Origin of the sequence: Flavobacterium algoris, assembly GCF_048158525.1 — a bacterium.
GTDB lineage: Bacteria > Bacteroidota > Bacteroidia > Flavobacteriales > Flavobacteriaceae > Flavobacterium > Flavobacterium algoris.
In genome coordinates, this window is sequence record NZ_JBLNKT010000044.1 from 1 (window position 1) to 21504 (window position 21504).

Consider the following 21504-nt stretch of genomic DNA (forward strand, 5'->3'; position numbering starts at 1 on the left):
CTCTAACAATTTGAAGCTTTAAAGACATACTGTAATCGCGTTGGGTGCGTTTTACATAATTTATGTTTTCTTCCATAACGATCTTTTTTGTGTATCGCTATTTCAGGACGGGACATTGCTGTGGCTGCTTTTGGTAAAATTCGTTCTACAAATAATGAATACGCTAATTCCGAAGGATGCAATCCATCTTGAGCAACAAGATTCGTGTTAGTTAAACCTTGTCTGGTGATATCAGTAATGTTTATAAATTCAATAGCGTTGTCGGTGCAATACTTTTTTGCAAAAGCATTATACATATCAATTTCCATGGAAATTTTCGATTGAATTCCTGATCCTTGTCCATAAGGAGTATAGGCGTAATCTGGAATAGAAACTACAATGACATTAGCCTTATCCCCTTTTGCAAGAGCAATAGCTTTAGTCACTAATTCAGGAAACTCTTTCTCGTATAACGAAAAAGATCTGTTTTGATATTGGTTATTTACGCCAATTAATAACGTGACCAAATCATAATCTGATGCTGGATTTTGTAAATCAATTGCCGAAATTAAGTTTGTGGTTGTCCAGCCAGTTTGCGCAATAAGTTGTAAAGGATAGTTGTTGTTTGGATTTAAATTACTCAGGCTTTTCTTGAGTTGTTCCGGAAATCTACAGGGTTCACATACACTTTGCCCAATTGTATAACTGTCCCCAAGGGCCAAATAACTAAAGGTTTGATTTTGTGTTTGTGGGACAGTTATCACTGCAGGATTAGTGCTAGTTGTAGGATTTGAAACTATTGGCTCAGAAGTTGTTCTAGGAACTGGATTTTCACTGCTGCAGCCCACTATAAAAAGGAGTAAAAAGAACGCAACTATTATTTTGAATTGGTTTTTCATTATTTTGAAATTTGGAATAGGTCATTTCTAAATAATAGTTACGTTTATTTGATGGTATTGGTTTTGCGTTTAAGCTAATTCCACATTCATCATTATGGTTTCTTCGATGGCATCCCAAAGTCCGATGCGTTTTTCTAAAGCTAATATCGAAATTTCTTCTACATCTGACCATTTTTGTGCATCAGTTCCACAAAGTTCTGTTATCATTTTCATCGCCATAGGTCCATGATCATCAGCATCTAATTCTATATGTCGTTCGAAATAATAAATTAGCTTGCTCAAATCTTTTTGAGGAAAATTAGCTTGAAAGTTTTTTAAAATTGCGGTAAACATACTTGGAATCAAATCTTCTCTTCCAAAAGTAAAAGCAGCAGCTATTTCATGAGATTTTCCTTCTTCAATAACTCTGAAAGTAAAATCTAAAAATGCTTTGATATTAGGGTGTAAATTGCTTTTTTTGATAGCAACAAATATATTTTTAAGCGAATTTACTTCTAATAAAAATTGTTCAATTCCTGCTGTGTTTGCTCCACAGTCTTTCATTGCCTCAATGTACATTTCGTAATGACTTTGACGACGACCATCAATAGTTAAATCTGATTCTTCAGCAAGAACTATTTCGTTAATGAGATATCTGGTTTCTGGATTTTCTGTGGCGAACCAAGGTGTAGTTGTACAGGTTAATTTGGATTGTAATGCTTTTAATAATGACATAAAATCCCAAACGGCATATACGTGACTCTCAACAAAACACTGCAAATCTTCAATGGTTTTTACTTTTTTGTATAAGGAATGTTGTAATAATAGTTCTTTTTGTGGCTGAATGCTATTGTTGATAGTTTCAATATTCATTGGTGGTATTTTTTATGTAAATATAAAAAAGCTTCTTGTCTCCAAGAAGCTTTTGCCATCAATTTTATAAATACTTTAATAGTAAATTGATACTATTTGAAAGCTGAAATTCCGGTAATATCCATTCCTGTGATTAGCAAGTGAATATCATGCGTTCCTTCATACGTAATTACGGATTCCAGATTCATCATATGACGCATAATGGAATATTCACCGGTAATTCCCATACCGCCGAGCATTTGTCTGGCTTCGCGTGCAATGTGAATCGCCATGTCTACATTATTTCTTTTGGCCATAGAGATTTGAGCTGTTGTTGCTCTGCCTTCATTTCTCAAAACACCTAATCTCCAAGTCAATAGTTGTGCTTTGGTGATTTCAGTGATCATTTCAGCTAATTTCTTTTGCTGCAATTGAGTTCCTGCAATAGGTTTGTCAAACTGGATTCTTTCTTTGGCATAACGCAACGCCGTATCATAACAGTCCATTGCGGCACCAATGGCTCCCCAAGCAATTCCGTAACGTGCTGAATCAAGACAACCAAGTGGTGCTCCTAATCCAGATTTATTTGGCAATAAATTTTCTTTTGGTACTTTAACATTATCAAAAATCAACTCTCCTGTTGAAGAGGCACGAAGGGACCATTTGTTATGTGTTTCCGGAGTGGTAAAACCGTCCATTCCTCTTTCCACAATTAAACCGTGAATTCTTCCTTCTTCATTTTTTGCCCAAACAATGGCAATATCTGCAAAAGGAGCATTCGAAATCCACATTTTGGCACCATTCAATAGGTAATGATCTCCCATATCTTTAAAGTTCGTAATCATACTTCCTGGGTCAGAACCATAATTAGGTTCCGTCAGTCCAAAACAGCCCATGAATTCACCAGTGGCCAGTTTTGGTAAGTATTTCATACGTTGTTCTTCGTTTCCGTATTTCCAAATAGGATACATCACTAAAGAAGATTGTACGGATGAAGTAGAACGAACACCAGAATCTCCACGTTCAATTTCTTGCATGATTAAACCATACGAAATTTGGTCTAGACCTGCGCCACCATATTCTTCAGGTATGTAAGGGCCAAAACCACCAATTTCACCCAAACCTTTTATAATTTGTTTTGGGAATTCAGCCTTTTGAGCATATTCTTCTATAATAGGAGAGACTTCACGTTTTACCCAAGCACGTGCAGAATCACGGACTAATTTGTGTTCTTCGGTTAGTAGATCGTCTAGGTTATAATAATCTGGAGCTTGAAATAAGTCTGGTTTCATGGTTTGGTAATTTTTATGCGACAAATTTACATAAAGAAATATAACAAAAGTATTAATAAATGTTATATTTTTTTAATTTTATTGAAAACAACAAAATTTTACAATCAAATAAGGTGTTTGTTATAGCATGATTTTAATTAAAAAATCAATGACTACTAATTTACAATAAAATTGCTAATTGCCGTTCGAAATTTATTTTAAATAAGGGAGTTGACATATTTGGATAAAATTCCAAATTACATTTTCAAGTAAAAATCTTTTGTCAATTCGATATATTCGGGTGTGTATTGATGTCTTGAAGTTTCAATAATTAATTCATCAATAGTAAGGATAGCATTTTCATTTCGGCTAAAAGCCAATAGACTGCGCTTGATCTCGGTAGTTGGTGTTCCTTTTACCCGGGTGATTTTCAAAGGATGTAATTCATATTCTTTGGCAAGAGCCAAAAAAAGATTTTCTTCTTTAAAAGGAATTATGACAGAGAAAATACCGTTCTCAGAAAGTAGCAAAGCGGCCGCTTCAATTAAATCTTCAAAAGGCAACGCGTCAGTAAAACGGGCTAAGTCGCGTTGTTCGTTCTCGGATTTGTAATCTTCCGTATAAAATGGAGGATTGGAAACAATTAAATCATATTCATCTTCTGGCTCTTCCACAAATTCATCCAACCCGGCGTGAAAACAAAATAAACGATCACTCCAAGAGGAGTTTTCAAAATTGTCTACGGATTGTTCGTACGCTTCTTCGTCTATTTCCAAAGCGTCAATTTGTTCTGCATTGCTTCTTTGGGCAAGCATTAAAGCGATAATTCCAGTTCCGGCTCCAATATCTAAAATGCTAAATGGATTGTTATCAATTGGTGTCCAAGCGCCAAGTAAAACACCGTCGGTCCCAATTTTCATGGCACAACGATCTTGTTGGATTGTAAATTGCTTGAATGAAAACATGATGATTTTAGATTTTTGACCCGAGCGATAACGAACTGGCGAAGCATTTCGGATTTTTTGTAAATGCGGATTTACTGGATTTCAATAAATAGTATAGTAAAATGAAGTCTTTGATTTTATCGATTAACCGAATAAACAAATAGCCGATTGAATTTTTTAAAGGTACATTTCGATTAATCCTTCAGGTAAATCCATAATGACTTTTTTATTTTCTCTATCAATTTTTACAAGAAAATGATCAATCATAGGAATGAGGATTTCTACATCACCGTTTAAAACTTCAAAAAGAGGTTGGGCGCTAGTATCATTTACGGATTGAATTTTTCCAACAACGCCTAAGCGTTTGTCTTCCACTTCGAAACCAATTACTTCGTGGAAGTAAAATTTATTGCCGGTAAGTTTTGGCAACATATTCAAGGGAAGATAAATGGCGTTGCCTATGATAGCATCAGCATCTTCTTCGGTGTTCATATCTTCAAAACGAATTCTAAGAAAGTCGTTTTTGTGTAGTGAACTATTTTCAATAAAAAATGGAACCAAATGTTTGTTGCATTCAACAAACACTGATTCCAGGTTTTCGTATAACTCAGGTTCGTCCGTATCTAAATAGGCAAGAACTTCCCCTTTGAAACTAAATTTTTTAGCGATTTTACCTAAATAGAAACAATCTTCTTTACGCATGTTCGCCTTCTAAAATTATGCTTCAGTTGTTTCGTTATTTTCTTCTGCAGCAGGAGCTTCTTCAGCTTCAACTTCAGTAACTTCTTCTTCAACAGCTGGAGTTGCAGCAGCGATAGCGTCAGCTTCTGCTTGAGCAGCTGCAGCTAAACGTTTAGCATTAACATCTTGTTCTGCTTTGAAAGCTTTAGCTTTAACATCAGCTTGTGCTTTTGTTAAACCTTCTTTTTTAGCATCAACTTTTCCAGATTTTGCTTCTAACCAAGTAGTTAATTTTGCATCAGCTTGTTCTTGAGTTAAAGCTCCTTTACGGATACCACCATCAAGGTGATGTTTCAATAAAGCTCCTTTGTAAGAAAGAATTGCTTTAGCAGTATCAGTTGGTTGAGCACCATTGTGCAACCATTTTACTGCGCTATCAAGGTTCAAGTCGATAGTTGCTGGGTTTGTGTTTGGATTGTAAGTACCGATTTTTTCTAAGTATTTACCATCTCTTTTTGAGCGAGCATCTGCTGCTACAACCCAGTAAAAAGGTTTTCCTTTTTTACCGTGTCTTTGTAATCTAATTTTTACTGACATAATCCTGTGATTAAATTTTGAGGTACTCGACCTCGATTAATTAAGGGTGCAAAGATACATTTTTTATTTATAAATGCTAATTCGAATAGTATTTTAATGAATGGTAATGTATTAGAGAGGATTTGATCGGTATTTTTTGTGTCTACTTTATTTTTTTTAGCTATATTATCATACTTTTGTTTGTTTAAAAGATGCATTTATGAAAAAATATTTTCTACTTATTGTCGTGCTTTTTTCTTTAATTTCTTGTCAGGAAGATGTTCGGTTTAATAATCCTTCACTGCAAGGTCTAAAGGACAATGTGTTTTGGAGGGCAGTAGAATCTAAAGCAACTATCGCTGCAGATGGATCTTTGCTTATTCAAGCCTACACCAGTAATGAGACTTTGTCTTTGAAAACTACTGCTACAAAAGCTCAAACCTATTTTTTAGGAACCAGTGAATCAAAAAAAGTGACGTATACTATTACGGATGCTACGGGTAGTTTGATTACTTTTTCTACTGGATTTGGTATTGGAGATGGTCAAATTGTAATAACTGAATATGATGCTATAAATAAAACGGTTACGGGTATTTTTAAATTTAACGCAGAAAACACCTACAATAATCCTTTAGCGGGCCCCTCAGTAAATTTCCAACAAGGCGTTTTTTATAAAGTTCCTGTAAGTTCCCCTGTTCAATAAACTAGGGTATGTTGTGTTCTTAAGAGACTTTACTTAGGTGCTTTATGATAGCGTTATTCTTTCTGGGATTAAAATAAAAATCATAAATAAGCTAATATATAGTAGATTAGAATAAAATAAGAGTACATTTGTTCTATTATTTAAATAAGTACATATGAATATTTTTGTTGGAAGTCTTCCATTCAGTATTGAGGAAGCAGATTTAAGAGAGTCTTTCGAGGCTTACGGAGCAGTTGATTCAGTTAAAATCATCACTGATAAATTTACTGGTAGAAGTAAAGGATTCGGTTTTGTTGAAATGACAAATGATGACGAAGCTCAAAAAGCAATTGATGAATTGAACGGAGCTACTGTTCAGGGACGTGCAATTGTAGTAAACAAATCTGAGCCAAAACCAGAAGGTGAAAGAAGAAGTTTTAACAATAACAGTCGTGGTGGAGATTCACGCGGTGGTTATGGTGGTGGAAACAGCCGTGGTGGAGATAACCGTGGTGGTGGAAACAGAGGAGGATATTAATATTTTTTTCTACAATATAAAAAAAGGTGTCAATTTATTGACACCTTTTTTGTTTGGTATATAATTCTGTAGAGATGCACTTTGCTGTGCATCTCTACAGAATTAATTGTTTTTACAAATTTGCAACTAACCAGTCACCAACTTCACTAGTTTTATACGCTTTTGCCTCTTTTCTAGCTAAATCTTCTGTTACAATTCCTTGCTCCAATGACTTGTTCACTACTGCTCTAATCGCTTCTGCTTCTTCTTTTAATCCAAATGCATCTTCAAACATCATTGCTGCAGATAATACTGTCGCTAATGGATTGGCAATATTCAATCCTGTCGCTTGTGGATAAGAACCATGAATAGGTTCGTACAATGAAGTATGTTCTCCTACTGATGCTGATGGCATTAATCCCATAGAACCTGAAATTACAGAAGCTTCATCCGTTAATATATCTCCAAATAAGTTTTCAGTAATCAATACGTCATAAGAGTTTGGCCATTGAACTAAACGCATCGCTACAGCATCCACAAATTCATAACTTACAGTTACTTCAGGATATTCTTTTTCCATAGCTTGTACTGTTTCTCTCCATAAACGAGAAGTTTCCAATACGTTTGCTTTATCAACACAACATAATTTTTTTGAACGTGTCATGGCAAGTTCAAAACCTTTTTTTGCTAAACGTTTTACTTCAGCTCTGGTGTATGTACAAGTATCAAAAGCAGTTTCGCCATCATCTTTTCTTCCTTTTTCACCAAAATAAATTCCTCCAGTAAGTTCTCTAAGGAAAATTAAGTCAGTTCCTTCGATGCGTTCTCTTTTTAAAGGAGAGTTATCAATCAAAGATGGGAAAGTAAATGTAGGACGGACATTAGCAAACAAACCTAATTTTTTGCGCATTAACAATAAACCTTGTTCTGGTCTAACAGGAGCACTTGGGTCATTATCGTATTTTGGGTGGCCAATGGCTCCGAATAGAACTGCATCGGCAGCCATACAAATTTCATGCGTTTCATCAGGATAAGGAACTCCAACGGCATCAATGGCACAAGCTCCTGTAAGAGCTGGAGTCCAATTGATTTCGTGGTTAAATTTTTTTGCAATAGCATCAGAAACTTTTACTGCTTCATTGATTACTTCTGGTCCAATTCCGTCTCCGGCTAAAAGAGCTATGTTAAATTTCATTAGGTAAGTTTTATATTAGTATTTTTTTTATTTGTTATTGGGCTGTAACCACATTCAGCATCTTTTGTGTAGCAATGATTGCGGCAACTGTTTGGTCTGAATCTAATCCTCTTGTTTTAAATTCTTTTCCATGATTAGTCCATGTAATTATGGTTTCGCATAGTGCATCAGAGCTACTTCCTGGCGGAATTCGCACAGCATAGTCAATTAATTTTGGCAATTCCATTTTTTTACTTTTATAAATTTTTGCTAAAGCATTCATAAAAGCATCAAATTGTCCATCACCTTGAGCATGCTCTTCGATTACTTCACCATCTATTTTTAAACAGAGTGTAGTAGAAGGTCGCATTCCTTTGGCATGAACCAGTACATAGGATTCCACTACAATTTTCTCTTCATAAGTCTGGCTGTCTAAAACGTCAGAAATAATATACGGTAAGTCTTCTTTGGTAACGGTTTCTTTTTTGTCGCCCAATTCAATGATGCGTTGGGTAACTAATTTTAGATCTTCGGGATTTAATTTTAACCCTAATTCCTGAAGGTTTTTTTCAATATTGGCTTTGCCAGAGGTTTTTCCTAATGCATATTTTCTTTTTCTTCCAAAGCGTTCCGGAAGCAAGTCATTAAAATATAAATTATTTTTGTTGTCTCCATCGGCATGGATACCTGCTGTTTGGGTAAACACATTGTCTCCAACAATAGGTTTGTTGGCAGGAATTCTATATCCTGTGAAAGTTTCTACCAATTTACTCACAGAATACAATGAAGATTCTTTTACATTGATTTTTATTTCTGGTAAAAAGTCGTTGATTACTGCAACGGTGCTTTCAAGTGGTGCGTTTCCGGCACGTTCTCCCATTCCGTTTACCGTTACATGAAGTCCTTGAATACCGGCTTTTACAGCTTCCATGACATTAGCGATACTTAAATCGTAGTCGTTGTGTGCATGAAAATCAAAATGAGTATTTGGGTATCGCGCTATAATTTTTGAAATGAATTCAAAAGTTTCAGAAGGGATTAATACGCCTAAAGTGTCTGGCAGTAATACTCTTTTGATAGGTTGTTTCGTCAAAAAGTCTAAATATTGAAATACATATTCAGGTGAATTACGCATTCCGTTACTCCAATCTTCAAGATAGACATTGGTTTCAATATTATTTTCTTGAGCTAATGCAATGGCTTGAGCAATTTCGGTAAAATGTTGCTCGGGTGTTTTCTTTAATTGATGCGTTAAATGGTTGAGGGATCCTTTGGTTAATAAATTCTGGACTTTAGCTCCAGTTTTTTTCATCCAGTCTATTGAAAGTCCACCGTCAACAAATGTTAAAACTTCGATTCGGTTAGAATACTCTTTCTCATTTGCCCAAGTCATTATGCCTTTTACCCCTTGAAATTCGCCTTCGCTTACGCGTGCCGAAGCAATTTCAATTCTATCAATATTTAATTCTTCCAGTAACAATTGTGCAATGGTTAGTTTTTCTGCAGCAGAAAATGATACTCCCGAGGTTTGTTCACCATCACGGAGCGTCGTATCCATTATTTCAATTTTTCTTTTTATCATATCGATTAAAATAAGTTGTAACAGTTTAAACTGTTGGTATTATTAAAAAACAAATTGCAAATACTAATTCAGGTATTGGAAATGTTTTATTTTCACTATTTGTAAATGTATGTATGAGAAGGAATGTGATTATATATTCCCTCGTACTTCATTTAATTTCATTGTCATGGAAATTGCTAAAGTTCCAATCCAATTATCGTACTCTTCAATTGCTTTTAATCGCAATTCGTTATTTAAATAACCTTCCTCAACCATTTGTTTTGAACTCGCTACTTTTGACCAAATTCCCATTTTAGATTTATAATCAGGTATTTCTTGATTATAATGTTCGTCTGAATTTATTTTTTCAATAGAATAAAATCCTACTTCTTCTAATAAATTAGGTAAATCTTCTGCAATTTCATTATTCATTCCAGCATCTTGTCTCCATTTCAAAAAGGTTTTGTAAAACTCTTGCATACTTTCTGGTGGCAACGGATTCCAATTCAGATTCGTATGATTGTAATCAAGAATTGAAATTTGACCATCAGGTTTCAACATTGATTTCATTTTAATCAAAGCTTCTTTTGGATTACTTAACCATTGCAACGTTCTTGCTGATACAATTAAATCATATTTTTCTTCTGAATTATATTCGAATAAATCAATATGAATTAGTTGTAAATTGGTACACTTTTTATACGATTCTTGTCCACTTAAAATAAAGTTTTCAGCATTGTCAATTCCGGTTACTTTTCCGTTTTCTCCAACAATTTTGGCGATATCTTTCGAGATAGAACCAGTTCCACAACCAACATCCAAAACGTTCATTCCTGATTTCAATATTTGGGTCAGATGTCTGTAGTCATTAGCCAGACTTCTATTGTCAAATATTTTTGAGGTTTGTTGAAGGTCTCTTTGAATGTGTTTGTTTATTGCCATAGTATAAATAAATTGTGCTACTTAGAAATTATTATTTTTTATTTTCTAATATCGTTTCAAAATGCTCCACAACCGGGAAAGGATCATAATAATGGTGCAATAATTTTTTCCATTCTAAATACTGCTCAGATTCTCTAAAACCAATTGCATGATCTTCGATTTTTTCCCAATCAACAAGTAGGATGTATTTGTTTTCCTGTTCGACGCATTTCCTTAAACTATGTCCAATATATCCGTTTATTGAACTTATATATCGACCTGCAATTTCAAAATCTTTCTCAAACAGTAATTCTTCTCCTTTTTTTACATAAAGAATGGCAACTTCTAAAATCATATCTAATTTTTATTTATAGACCCGACAGGTTTTTTAAAATCTGTCGGGTCTCTTAACTAAATGTGATTTATTTTCTAGTAAGGAAGTTTATTGGCAAACCCAACAATTTCTTCTTTGATGTTTTGTAAATAATCAATATCATCAAAACCGTTAACCATATTGTCTTTTTTGTATCCAGAGATATCAAAAGATTCTTTTTGACCAGTTGCTTTTAAAGTAATGGTTTGTTCCGGGAGATTGATTTCCAATTCTGTTTTTGGATCAGCTTCAATAGCATTGAAGATTGTTTCAGCAAATTCTGGACTAACTTGTACGGGCAAAACACCAATGTTTAAGCAATTCCCTTTGAAGATGTCTGCAAAGAAACTGGAAACAACGGCACGGAATCCGTAATCGTAAACTGCCCAAGCTGCGTGTTCTCTTGAAGAACCCGAACCAAAGTTTTTTCCTCCTACTAATATTTTTCCACTATAAGTGGCATCATTCAATACGAAATCTGCTTTTGGAGTATCATCTCCGTTGTATCTCCAGTCTCTGAAAAGGTTGTCTCCAAAAGCTTCCCGTTTGGTAGCTTTCAAGAAACGTGCTGGGATAATTTGATCGGTATCCACATTTTCTATTGGTAGTGGTACTGCACTACTCGTAAGGATATTAAATTTATCGTATGCCATTGTGATTTATGATTTTTAATTAACGATTGCTGATTTTAGAGTTACCGCGAGGCAAAATGGAATCGTAAACGTTAATATTATTTTGTGTAATCTAAATTGTATAGTGTAAACTGTGTGTTGTAAAAAAATGTGATTTATGGACTAGCGAAATCTGAAATCAAAAATCGTTAATCTACATTCAGCAATCTTTAAAACAAATCTCTAGGGTCTGTTAGTTTTCCAGTAACTGCAGCAGCAGCAGCCATAATTGGACTTGCCAATAATGTTCTTGAACCTGGACCTTGACGACCTTCGAAGTTTCTGTTTGAAGTACTTACTGCATATTTTCCTGCAGGTACTTTGTCATCATTCATCGCTAAACAAGCTGAACAACCTGGCTGACGCAATACAAAACCTGCTTCAGTAAGAATGTCCAACAGCCCTTCTTCTTTAATCTGAGCTTCCACTACGTGAGAACCTGGAACTAACCAAGCCGTAACATTATCTGCTTTTTTTCTTCCTTTTACAATTTCTGTAAAAGCTCTAAAATCTTCAATTCTACCATTGGTACAACTTCCCAAGAAAACAAAATCAATTGGTTTGCCAATCATTACGTCATTTTCTTCAAAGCCCATGTAGGCCAAGGATTTTTTATATGTTTCTGCACCACCTTCAACTTGATTGGCACTAGGAATATTTTTTGATATACCAATTCCCATTCCAGGATTCGTACCATACGTAATCATTGGTTCAATATCTGCAGCATTGATGTTTAATTCTGCATCAAAAATAGCATCAGCATCAGTTTTTAACGTTTTCCAATATTCAACTGCTTTTGTCCAAGCTTCGCCTTTTGGAGCGTATAATCTTCCTTCTAAGAAATCAAATGTTTTTTGATCCGGAGCAATCATACCACCACGAGCACCCATTTCGATACTTAAGTTACAAACAGTCATACGACCTTCCATAGACATGTTTTCAAAAACATCTCCTGCATATTCTGCGAAATATCCTGTACCTCCAGAAGTAGTTAATTGAGAAATAATATAAAGTGCAACGTCTTTTGGTCCCACACCTTTGCTCAATTCACCATTTACGTTGATACGCATTTTCTTTGGTTTCGGTTGCATGATACATTGAGTAGCCATGACCATTTCTACCTCAGAAGTTCCGATGCCAAAAGCAATAGCACCAAAAGCACCATGTGTTGAAGTGTGTGAATCTCCACAAACAATAGTTGCACCAGGTAAAGTAATTCCGTTTTCAGGACCTACTACGTGTACGATTCCATTTTTTTGGTGACCTAATCCCCAGTGAGAAATACCATATTCTGCAGCGTTGTCTTCCAATGCTTTTAATTGATTGGCAGATAAGGCATCTTCAACAGGTAAGTGTTGGTTTATTGTAGGTGTATTGTGATCGGCAGTTGCAAAAGTGCGTTCTGGGTATAAAACCGTAATACCTCTTTCTTTTAAACCTAAAAAAGCTACAGGACTAGTAACTTCATGGATGAAATGACGGTCAATAAAAAACACATCTGGTCCATCTTCAATTTTACGCACAACATGCGAATCCCATACTTTGTCAAATAATGTAGTACTCATTTTAAATATTTTTTTAAGTGTATTTCTTCTTTTACAACCCAATTATTTGCATAAAGTTGTAACAATGGGAACAAATTTAAAAAAAGAAATAAGGTTGTCAATTTTAATATTTCATTATATACGATACCCAAACTGTTTTTACAACACCTTGCCTCTTCTGTTATAGGTTTGTAGTTTGAATGCCGTCTTTTTATTTTGATATTAATTTTTTTTTTAAAGCTATTTTTATTTTAAATAGGTCCAGTTTGATAATTTACAAAATTATCGCTATTTTGGTGTAAATGAGGGTTTTTTGATTCAAAAAATACAACAAAACGAATTAAAATAGTAATAATTAACAAAAGTAACCTCGTGTTTTATTTTTTATAGAATGCCTTTTTTTGGCATTTTACATAAGTAATGCAGTAATTTTTTTGGGCTTTTATTTCAATTTGTTTTGGCAAAATACTACGACATCCAAAAAAGACATTACGTGTTTATTTTTCTTTTTTATGGGGCATTTTTGGGTGATTTTGTGCTAAAAGACGGAGTAATTCGTAGGGTGATTCTTAGCGATTATTTTGAATTTTTTTGTTCGGATTTAGGTGTTATTCTAGCTAAAAAAATCCTAAATTTGAAATTCATTTTTTGTGATTTTAAAGAATTACAAACACTTCAATTCCAGATATGTACTTAATATTCGATACCGAAACTACAGGATTACCAAAGCGTTGGGGCGCTCCCATTTCAGATACGGATAACTGGCCGCGTTGTATTCAAATCGCTTGGCAGTTGCACGACGATATGGGAAAACTCATCGAGCATCAAGATTATTTGGTGAAGCCTGAGGGTTTTAATATTCCGTATGATGCGGAACGAATTCACGGCATTTCTACAGAATTGGCGGAAGCTGATGGAATTTCGTTGGCAGAAGTTTTAGAAAAATTCAATATCGCTTTAGGCAAAGCCAAATTTATTGTGGGTCAAAATTTAGGTTTTGATATCAATATTATGGGTTGTGAATTCTTTAGAATGGGCGTTGAAAGCCAGATGAGTTCGATGCCTATTTTGGATACCTGCACTGAAGTTACCGCTTCCTTATTGCGATTGCCGGGTGGTCGAGGCGGTAAATTCAAATTGCCAACTTTAACCGAATTACACTCGTATCTTTTTAATAAACCTTTTGGTGAGGCACACAACGCCACTGCTGATGTGGAGGCAACTACGCGTTGTTTCTTAGAATTAATTCGTCGTGATGTTTTCACTAAAGAGGAACTCGATGTTGAAATTGGCTATTTTAAAGATTTCCAAAATAAGAATCCTTATGAGATTCAGCTAATTGGGTTAAAACATATTAATCTCAAAGAAGCGTCCGATAAAATTCGCCAGCAATTTGGAGAAAAACAGCCTCCGGCAGTTTCCAGAGCAGCACTTTCTGAGAATAAAAAGGTGCTTATTGATACGCCTTTCGTGCATTTGCACAATCATACCCAGTTTTCGGTGTTGCAATCGACCATTAGTATTGCGGCATTGGTAAAAGCGGCAGCGCAACAAAAAATGCCTGCGGTTGCCATGACGGATCATGCGAATTTGATGGGTGCTTTTCATTTTGTTCGAGACATTTTATACCACAATAAAGCAGCTGAAAGCAAGAATAAAGCAGCTGTCGCAAATGGTGAAGAACCTACCGAAGTTACGATGAAACCGATTGTAGGTTGCGAATTTTTTGTTTGTGAAGATCATAAAAACAAAAAAGTAAAAGATAATGGCTATCAAATAGTGCTTTTGGCGAAGACCAAAAAAGGCTATCATAATTTGGCTAAAATGTCTTCCATTGCGTATACGGAAGGATTTTATTATGTGCCAAGAATCGACAGGAAAGTCATTCAGGAATTCAAAGAAGATATTATTGTTTTGTCTGGAAATCTCTATGGCGAAATCCCAAATAAGATTTTGAATATTGGTGAAAACCAAGCCGAAGAAGCGTTGATTTGGTGGAAAAACGAGTTCAAAGAAGATTTTTATATTGAGGTGATGCGTCACAATCAGGAAGATGAGAATCGAGTAAATGAGTCACTGATTTCATTGGCGAGAAAGCATGAGGTCAAAATTATAGCGACTAACAATACTTTTTATATAAATAAAGAAAATTCAAATGCACACGATATTTTGCTTTGTGTGCGTGACGGTGAAAAACAAACTACGCCAATAGGTCGAGGTCGCGGGTATCGGTATGGATTGCCCAATCAGGAATATTATTTCAAGTCGGGAGACGAAATGAAACAGCTCTTCAATAATTTGCCGGAAGCGATTTCGAATATTTCGGAGATTGTGGATAAAATTGAAATTTTCGATTTGGCTCGGGAAGTTTTATTGCCAAAATTTGAAATTCCGGTTGAATTTAATAATCCAGAAGATGCAATTGATGGCGGAGTACGAGGTGAAAATGCGTATTTAAGGCATTTGACTTTTGAAGGAGCCAATCGAAGATATCCTGAAATCACCGAAGAAATTCAGGAACGACTGGATTTTGAATTATTGACGATATCGAATTCTGGTTATCCGGGATATTTCCTGATTGTACAGGATTTAATTGCCGAGGCGAGAAGTATGGGCGTTTCTGTTGGGCCTGGTCGGGGTTCTGCGGCGGGATCGGTGGTGGCGTATTGTTTGAAGATTACCAACATTGACCCGTTAAAGTACAACCTGCTTTTTGAGCGTTTCCTGAATCCCGATCGGGTGTCACTTCCCGATATTGATATCGATTTTGATGACGAAGGACGCAGCAGCGTAATGGATTATGTGATCCGAAAATATGGTTCGAAACAAGTGGCGCAAATTATCACGTATGGTAAAATGGCAACAAAATCAGCCATTCGAGATACCGCTCGTGTGTTGGATTTGCCTTTATTCGAAGCCGATAAAATCGCCAAATTGATTCCAGGCATGATGCCGTCTAAGTGGAATTTAGCACGTTTTTTGAGTGAGAAAGAAGATGTAATTAAGAAAGCGGTTCGTCCGGAAGAATACGATAAAATAAAAGAATTAATAGGTCTTGCTAATGAAAGTGATTTGGGAGGGGAAACCATTCAGCAGGCCAAAGTTTTAGAAGGAAATCTTAGAAATACAGGAATTCATGCTTGTGGAGTGATTATCACGCCAAGCGATATCACGAATTTTGTTCCTGTGGCTACCGCCAAAGATTCCGATTTGTATGTGACGCAATTTGATAATTCGGTAGTAGAAAGTGCCGGTTTGTTGAAGATGGACTTTTTGGGTTTGAAAACCCTGACGCTGATAAAAGACACGGTCAAATTAGTAAAATACAGAACTGGAATCGACCTCAATCCCGATGAATTTCCAATCGATGATTTAAAAACCTATGAACTTTTTCAACGTGGAGAAACGGTAGGGATTTTCCAGTATGAGAGTCCGGGAATGCAGAAATACATGAAGGAATTGAAGCCGACGGTTTTCCCCGATTTGATAGCGATGAATGCGTTGTATCGTCCGGGACCGATTGCTTATATCCCGAGTTTCGTCAAGCGAAAAAATGGCGAAGAGGAAATTATTTATGACCTGGATGCCTGCGAAGAATTGCTAAAAGATACGTACGGAATTACTGTTTACCAAGAACAAGTAATGCTTTTGTCTCAAAAACTGGCGGATTTCTCCAAGGGTGATGCCGACGTTTTGCGTAAAGCGATGGGGAAAAAGCAAAAAGACGTTTTGGATAAAATGAAACCTAAATTTATCAGTCAGGCTGCCGCCAAAGGCCACGCCGAAGATAAATTGGAGAAAATTTGGAAAGACTGGGAAGCATTTGCAGAATATGCGTTTAATAAATCGCACTCGACTTGTTATGCTTGGATTGCATACCAAACGGCATTTTTGAAAGCCAATTATCCTGCCGAATATATGGCGGCAGTTTTGTCTAATAATATGAGTGACATCAAGCAGGTTTCGTTCTTTATGGAGGAATGCAAGCGTATGGGATTACAGGTTCTAGGACCCGATGTGAATGAGTCGTTTTATAAATTTACCGTAAATGATGATTATGCGGTGCGTTTTGGAATGGGCGCCGTAAAAGGTGTGGGATCTGGAGCTGTGGCTACGATTGTTGAGAATAGAAAAGATGGAAGATATAAATCGATTTTTGATTTGACCAAACGTATTGATTTGCGTGCCGCGAATAAAAAAGCATTGGAGAATCTGGTTTTGGCTGGAGGTTTTGATTCGTTTTTAGGAACAACACGAGCGCAATATTTTCATGATGATGGCGATGGAATTACCTTTTATGAGAAAGCGATTCGGTATGGATCGAAGTTTCAAGAAAATGAAAATTCGTCGCAAGTAAGTTTGTTTGGCGATACCAGCGAAGTGCAAATCGCAGAACCTGTTGTGCCACCTTGCGAGGATTGGAGTACGATGGAAAAACTCGCCAAAGAGAAAGAAGTTGTTGGGATTTATATTTCGGGACATCCTTTAGACGATTTTAAATTTGAAATGAAGTATTTCTGTAATTCGAAATTGGAGATGCTTAAAAACATGGAGCTTTACGTGGGTAAAACCCTTGCTTTTGGAGGTATTGTTTCTAATGTGCAAAGACGGATAGCCAAAAATGGTAAGGAATGGGCGATTTTTAACTTAGAAGGTTTTGACGAAAGTTTTGAATTTAAAATATTTAATGAAGAGTACCTGAATTTTCATCGATACTTGCTTCCTAATAATTTTGTTTTTTTTAAAATCCTGATTAAAGACGGATGGGTTAATAGAGAAACTGGAAAAAAATCCGAACCCAGAATGCAGTTTACAGAGGCCAAACAATTACAGGATGTGTTGGACATTTTTGCTAAGAAATTAATCTTGCTTCTGAATATATCAGATTTAGAAATGGACTTTATTCATAAATTAAGTCATCTTTTTCAAGAAAATAAAGGAGATAATACGGTTTCTTTTGAAATTATGGAACTGCAGAAAACAAAACGATTGGTCACCGTAGCTCCTGTTGAAATAGAAAATGATGAAGAAGTTTTTGTAGATGATAATGAAGATTCTGAAGTGGAAGCTCTCGAAATTCCGGAGACAAATGCTGTAGCAAAATTAGAAGAAGTAGAAGAAATTAAGGTTGTAACTAAAATAACAATGCCGAGCAGAAAATTGAAAATCAAAATCTCAAATGAATTGCTGGTGGAGCTGGAGAAAATGCAGATTAACTTTAAGTTGAATTAAGATTTAGCTAATTTTTACCTTTGTCAAAGTTTGGAACTTTGACAAAGGCGTTAAAAGGTATTTGTTAAAAAGTTTCAAACTTTCACAAACTTTTTTAAAAGCCATAAAATTAAAAAAATGGATATTAGAGTTCGAAATTTAGAGCCCGATTGCTTTTATTACATTTATAATCGTGGAATTAACAGCAATAAAATTTTTGAAAATCAAGAAAATTATATTTTTTTTCTAAAACAATTTTCAAAATATGTTTTAGGTGTTTATGATGTCTACGGGTATTGTTTGATGCCAAATCATTTTCATTTCATTTTAAAAATAAAACCTGAAAGTACGATTAAAAGTTTTGCCAAAGTTTTGAACTTTGACGCAACTTTGCAAAATCAAGGACTTCATTCTTTTAGTTCAATTGCAAGTAAACAATTAAGTAAATTTATAAGCTCCTACAGTCAGTCTTAAAATAAAGTGAATAACCGTCACGGAGCATTATTAGAGTCGCCGTTTAAGCGTAAAAAAATTGAAACAGAAGAGTATCTGCGAAACGTGATGATTTATATTCATCAAAATCCAATAGAGCTAAAAATGGATTTCAAAACCTGTAAATTTTCATCTTATACTGCTATCGTTTCTAAAGCGGATACTAATATTATGAGAAGTGAAATTATTGAATTATTTGATGATTTAGATAATTTTATTTTTTGTCATGATAAGTTAAATAATTTTGAATTTTAATTGCTTTTTAATCTTTCGCCTTTGTCAAAGTTTAAAACTTTGACAAAGGTTCTTAAATACGTAAAGTTGAATTAGAGCACAATGCCCTAGCCCTGATAGCAGTGGAAATCCTTTTTCTAAACGTTGTCAGGGTTTTGAACCCTGACAACGTTGAAAAAGATTGAAACGAATAGCAGGAAATAGCTCCTAACATTTACTAAAAATAACAATTGACAATACACTTATAATCAAAACTAATTTATGAATAGCATTTGATTGGTTTTTAATTTCTAAATTTGTACTCAGGATTGAAACTTTAAACGTTTAAATAAAAAAATATGGCATTAGCAATAACAGACGCTACTTTTGATGAAGTAGTTTTGAAATCAGACAAACCGGTAATGGTAGATTTTTGGGCAGCATGGTGTGGGCCTTGTAGAATGGTTGGACCAATCATTGACGAATTGAGTGCGGAATACGAGGGAAAAGTAGTCGTAGGAAAAGTTGATGTTGACGCAAACCAAGAATTTGCTGCAAAATACGGAGTGAGAAATATTCCAACAGTGTTGGTTTTTCATAACGGAGAAGTAGTAGGAAAACAAGTAGGAGTTGCTCCGAAACAAACCTACGCAGATAGTTTAGACGCTTTGTTGTAATCGGTAGATTATGATTTACATAGAATCTGTACGGATTCAGATAAAAGGTTTGACGAAAGTCAGGCCTTTTTTTTGTGCGCTGAATTTATTTCAACTTCCCGATTTAGTTTTATTTTTAAAATTTTTAAATCGTTCAATCTTTTAATATATTTGGGATATGAAGATCGAATCGCAAATAGAGAAAATTTCCAGTTTTCAGCATCTTGAATTGCTGGCCAATCAGGTTGTGGAGGGCTTTATTTCGGGCATGCATAAAAGTCCGTTTCATGGATTTTCGGCTGAATTTTCGGAACATAAAGTCTATAATGTGGGCGAAAGCACCAAACACATCGATTGGAAGTTGTTTGCCAAAACGGATCGTTTGTATACTAAGCGATTTGAGGAAGAGACTAATTTACGTTGCCACATCATCATCGATAATTCCTCTTCAATGCATTATCCTACATTAAAAGTTGGTCAGCAATTCTATGAAAACAAAATTGGCTTCTCGGTTTTGGCTTCGGCAGTTTTAATGAATCTTTTAAAGAAACAACGCGATGCTGTGGGACTAAGTGTGTTTTCGGACAAATATGAGTATTACGCGCCTGATAAAGGCAGCGATCGCCATCACAGAATGATTTTGAACGCACTCGAAGGGCTGCTCGAAAAACCTGCGGCAAAAAAAAGTACTGATACGATTACATTCTTACACCAAATAGCCGAGAAAATCCATCGTCGTTCGATGATTATACTATTTACGGATATGTTTCAGTCTGGTTCTGACGCATCGGGAGAAGAAGCGCTGTTTAATGCGCTGCAACATTTGAAACACAACAAGCATAAAGTGGTTTTATTTCATGTTGTGGATAACAAAACGGAGCTGAATTTTGACTTTGACAATGCGCCAAGAAAGTTTATTGATGTAGAATCGGGTGAAGAAGTAGCAGTTTTTGCAGATAATGTAAAAGAAGAATACGAAAAACAGGTAGAAAGTTACTTCAAGAAGCTAGCGTTAACCTGCGCGCAAAACCGAATAAAGTACATTCCGGTAGGTGTAGATGAAAGTTTCGAAAAATTTTTAATGACATACTTAGTTGAAAAACAAAACTTTGGGTGATACGGCGAATTTTTATCAAATATTTTTTCAAAAAACGCTTGCGTAAACGGAAATCTATTGTATCTTTGCCACCGCAATAAAGCAGCAGGTTTGGTAGTTCAGTTGGTTAGAATACATGCCTGTCACGCATGGGGTCGCGGGTTCGAGTCCCGTCCAGACCGCTAATATTGGGGAAAGCCTTTCATAACTGGAAGGCTTTTTTGCCCCAATAAGGTATCTAAAGCTAGTTGTGTTGTTTGCTGCGAATTTGTAACTCGTAGCGGGTTTAGTAGTTAGACCAATGAAAAGCTTTCCACTTTTGTGGATAGCTTTTTTGATTAAAAATAAAGCAGGTTTGGTAGTTCAGTTGGTTAGAATACATGCCTGTCACGCATGGGGTCGCGGGTTCGAGTCCCGTCCAGACCGCTAGATTTAAGAAAGCCTTTCGTAATGGAAAGGCTTTTTTGATTTCAGGAAGTTTGTAATGGATCAAGTGCAAAAGTTGGGGATTAGGTAAAAAGATTAGATAATCTGAATAAGAAGAAATCAATCTTTCTCACTCCTCTAAATTGACTTCTAAAAGCTTTTATTTTGGCGTTAAAAGATTCTGCAGATGTATATTTGTACTTCTGTTGTCAAAATAGTTTAAGATTGACTGGTAATTAAAAGTTATCGTATTGAGTAGAATATTGAAATTTTTAAAACCTGATTCTTCCACATTCCTATGCGAATGTGCTAGTTTGTTCATTGCAATGTGTTTATCATTGTTGTTATTGTAAATCCAATAGATGATTACTTATTCAGAAGTATCTTTGGAATTTAATTCATGATTGTTATATTGGTTCGCGGGAGTTTGAAGCTAAAATGACTTACTAGAAATATCATTTGGGCGTTGCTCATTATGAAAAAAGAGGCAATTATCTTAATGTGTAGTTGCCTCTTTTTTCATAATGTGTCGGGCTATCCTCTGCAAGTCCTCTAAAAATTTCATTTCATTTCATTTCATTTCATTTCATTTCATTTCATTTCATTTCATTTCATTTTTCTGCGGGCTTTTCGCTAGTATCCCTAACGGCGGGTACTGATTGCATGGACTTTGTTATTTCGCCGAAGTAGAAATCTCCATCATTAATATTAATATTGTGTGCTTATATATAGGAGTGCAGCTTTCACAGCGTACGTAGTATTTATTATCTATTTATAATGATTGTG

Annotated in this window: 19 protein-coding genes and 2 tRNA genes; 8 read left to right on the plus strand and 13 right to left on the minus strand. The window is 35.4% G+C overall.

Going from position 1 to position 21504, the window contains the following annotated elements:
• Positions 1-2 precede the first annotated feature (2 nt).
• The 6 genes from ACM55I_RS15645 to ACM55I_RS15670 all read right to left on the minus strand — a co-directional run bounded on the left by ACM55I_RS15645 (position 3) and on the right by ACM55I_RS15670 (position 5202).
• Positions 3-878 (minus strand): SGNH/GDSL hydrolase family protein, encoded by an 876-nt coding sequence (locus tag ACM55I_RS15645; RefSeq protein WP_416847769.1) that lies wholly within the window; start codon positions 876-878, stop codon positions 3-5.
• A gap of 69 nt (positions 879-947) precedes the next feature.
• Entirely contained in the window at positions 948-1730 is a 783-nt protein-coding gene (locus ACM55I_RS15650; protein ID WP_416847770.1) for a DUF3050 domain-containing protein, read from the minus strand.
• A 92-nt stretch (positions 1731-1822) separates the two neighbouring features.
• Positions 1823-3001, minus strand: a complete 1179-nt coding sequence (locus ACM55I_RS15655) for an acyl-CoA dehydrogenase family protein (RefSeq protein WP_416847771.1) — start codon at positions 2999-3001, stop codon at positions 1823-1825.
• Positions 3002-3237: 236 nt separating this feature from the next.
• Positions 3238-3945 carry a tRNA1(Val) (adenine(37)-N6)-methyltransferase gene (locus ACM55I_RS15660; RefSeq protein ID WP_416847772.1) on the minus strand — a complete coding sequence of 236 codons (708 nt, stop codon included), beginning with the start codon at positions 3943-3945 and terminating at the stop codon, positions 3238-3240.
• Between the two features lie 156 nt (positions 3946-4101).
• Positions 4102-4626 carry a ribosome maturation factor RimM gene (gene rimM / locus ACM55I_RS15665; RefSeq protein WP_416847774.1) on the minus strand — a complete coding sequence of 175 codons (525 nt, stop codon included), beginning with the start codon at positions 4624-4626 and terminating at the stop codon, positions 4102-4104.
• 15 nt (positions 4627-4641) lie between these two features.
• On the minus strand, positions 4642-5202 hold the full coding sequence (locus ACM55I_RS15670; protein WP_416847775.1) for a 30S ribosomal protein S16: 561 nt from the start codon (positions 5200-5202) through the stop codon (positions 4642-4644).
• 199 nt (positions 5203-5401) lie between these two features.
• Here ACM55I_RS15670 and ACM55I_RS15675 point away from each other — a divergent pair, with 199 nt between their 5' ends.
• Together ACM55I_RS15675 and ACM55I_RS15680 are read left to right on the plus strand one after the other, a co-directional pair.
• On the plus strand, positions 5402-5884 hold the full coding sequence (locus ACM55I_RS15675) for a DUF6252 domain-containing protein (protein WP_416847776.1): 483 nt from the start codon (positions 5402-5404) through the stop codon (positions 5882-5884).
• 154 nt (positions 5885-6038) lie between these two features.
• The gene (locus tag ACM55I_RS15680; protein ID WP_035668600.1) at positions 6039-6401 is read left to right on the plus strand and encodes an RNA recognition motif domain-containing protein; all 363 of its coding nucleotides are present in this window, start codon (positions 6039-6041) and stop codon (positions 6399-6401) included.
• A 112-nt stretch (positions 6402-6513) separates the two neighbouring features.
• Here the strand turns inward: ACM55I_RS15680 and leuB are convergent, their stop codons facing one another.
• The 6 genes from leuB to leuC all read right to left on the minus strand — a co-directional run bounded on the left by leuB (position 6514) and on the right by leuC (position 12645).
• Positions 6514-7575 (minus strand): 3-isopropylmalate dehydrogenase, encoded by a 1062-nt coding sequence (gene leuB / locus ACM55I_RS15685; RefSeq protein WP_416847777.1) that lies wholly within the window; start codon positions 7573-7575, stop codon positions 6514-6516.
• Between the two features lie 34 nt (positions 7576-7609).
• Positions 7610-9136, minus strand: coding sequence for an alpha-isopropylmalate synthase regulatory domain-containing protein (locus ACM55I_RS15690; RefSeq protein ID WP_416847778.1), 1527 nt, complete (start codon positions 9134-9136; stop codon positions 7610-7612).
• Positions 9137-9265: 129 nt separating this feature from the next.
• Positions 9266-10057, minus strand: a complete 792-nt coding sequence (locus ACM55I_RS15695) for a class I SAM-dependent methyltransferase (protein WP_416847779.1) — start codon at positions 10055-10057, stop codon at positions 9266-9268.
• Between the two features lie 31 nt (positions 10058-10088).
• Positions 10089-10391, minus strand: coding sequence for an antibiotic biosynthesis monooxygenase family protein (locus ACM55I_RS15700; RefSeq protein WP_416847781.1), 303 nt, complete (start codon positions 10389-10391; stop codon positions 10089-10091).
• Positions 10392-10465: 74 nt separating this feature from the next.
• A complete protein-coding gene (leuD, locus tag ACM55I_RS15705) occupies positions 10466-11062 on the minus strand; it encodes a 3-isopropylmalate dehydratase small subunit (protein WP_416841991.1) in 597 nt (198 codons plus the stop codon).
• A gap of 188 nt (positions 11063-11250) precedes the next feature.
• Positions 11251-12645: a 3-isopropylmalate dehydratase large subunit gene (gene leuC / locus ACM55I_RS15710; RefSeq protein WP_416847782.1), complete on the minus strand. Its 1395-nt coding sequence runs from the start codon at positions 12643-12645 to the stop codon at positions 11251-11253.
• Positions 12646-13311: 666 nt separating this feature from the next.
• On the opposite strand from leuC, the gene dnaE reads away from it, so the two are divergent.
• The 6 genes from dnaE (at position 13312) to ACM55I_RS15740 (ending at position 20718) form a co-directional block, all read left to right on the plus strand.
• Complete coding sequence (dnaE, locus tag ACM55I_RS15715; RefSeq protein ID WP_416847783.1) at positions 13312-17856, plus strand: DNA polymerase III subunit alpha; 4545 nt, start codon at positions 13312-13314, stop codon at positions 17854-17856.
• Positions 17857-18315: 459 nt separating this feature from the next.
• The gene (locus tag ACM55I_RS15720; protein WP_416847784.1) at positions 18316-18582 is read left to right on the plus strand and encodes a hypothetical protein; all 267 of its coding nucleotides are present in this window, start codon (positions 18316-18318) and stop codon (positions 18580-18582) included.
• A gap of 317 nt (positions 18583-18899) precedes the next feature.
• Positions 18900-19217 (plus strand): thioredoxin, encoded by a 318-nt coding sequence (gene trxA, locus ACM55I_RS15725; RefSeq protein ID WP_416847785.1) that lies wholly within the window; start codon positions 18900-18902, stop codon positions 19215-19217.
• A gap of 157 nt (positions 19218-19374) precedes the next feature.
• A complete protein-coding gene (locus ACM55I_RS15730) occupies positions 19375-20313 on the plus strand; it encodes a DUF58 domain-containing protein (protein WP_416847786.1) in 939 nt (312 codons plus the stop codon).
• An 87-nt stretch (positions 20314-20400) separates the two neighbouring features.
• Positions 20401-20474, plus strand: a tRNA-Asp gene (locus ACM55I_RS15735).
• 170 nt (positions 20475-20644) lie between these two features.
• A tRNA-Asp gene (locus ACM55I_RS15740) sits at positions 20645-20718 on the plus strand.
• A 160-nt stretch (positions 20719-20878) separates the two neighbouring features.
• Here ACM55I_RS15740 and ACM55I_RS15745 read toward each other — a convergent pair.
• Positions 20879-21040, minus strand: coding sequence for a hypothetical protein (locus ACM55I_RS15745; RefSeq protein WP_416847787.1), 162 nt, complete (start codon positions 21038-21040; stop codon positions 20879-20881).
• Between the last annotated feature and the right edge of the window lie 464 nt (positions 21041-21504).